Below are 755 nucleotides of genomic sequence, written 5' to 3'. Positions count from 1 at the left end.
GTGCATTAAGCCTAGACCCAGTAGGGGTAGATCTTGCCGAAAAAACCGAAGAGGTTCCCACTCCTGAGCTGAACGAATTAGATAATGTTTCGCTCGCACCGGCTGGTAGCGATCTTGGCCAAGAGAAAAAAGAAGAAGCAGCCGTCGTACCGGATATCAGCCATCTTTCGTTAAAGAGTGATTAAACCGCGTTATTCTTTTCATGATGTCATTGCCGCGCAGGCGGCACAAAAGCGCTTTAGCGCGTTGAACGACAAAAAGTCGGCCCGAAGGGTAAGCGAAGCGCATCATCTATTGTTTAAAGTGCAATGCATGGAGTTAGACAGAAGCGGACGTTCGATCCACGCAAAGTTCAATAAGTCCTTTGATTAAGCAATTTTTGATTAGCGTCTCTGCTCTTCGAGGTCTTAGCGTTCCGAGACTAGAATATCTAGATAGGCTTAATCTAAGAAGCTAGTGAATATTCGCGGCAAGGCAATACGAAAAAATAATGGTTAGTGACTATAAGAGAACCATATTTACCGTTAGCATACATCCGCATTCAGTATATGCATTTTTGTTTCAAGGAATTTCATGGACGAGCAGACGTTAAATGGTTTAACTGCGGCTTATGCAGCTGCCCCATCTCAAGAACTAGCAAAGATCATCGCTTTGGCTTACGCCGATAAAGGTGATATCGAGTTAGCAGAGTCCTTTTTTAAAGATCAATCTATGGTTTTGTCCGACGAGGAGGCCACTAAATTAGTAGATTGCTT

At 43.7% G+C, this 755-nt stretch carries 1 protein-coding gene and 1 pseudogene; both read left to right on the top strand.

What is annotated here, in order from left to right:
- Positions 1-185 (top strand): annotated as a pseudogene (locus A3738_RS30880) (hypothetical protein); the annotation flags it as partial.
- Positions 186-573: 388 nt separating this feature from the next.
- The coding region (locus A3738_RS09490; protein ID WP_156504149.1) for a hypothetical protein at positions 574-755 on the top strand (182 nt) is incomplete at its 3' end.

The organism is Oleiphilus sp. HI0066 (assembly GCF_001635725.1).
This window is presented reverse-complemented; position numbering and strand designations above follow the sequence as displayed.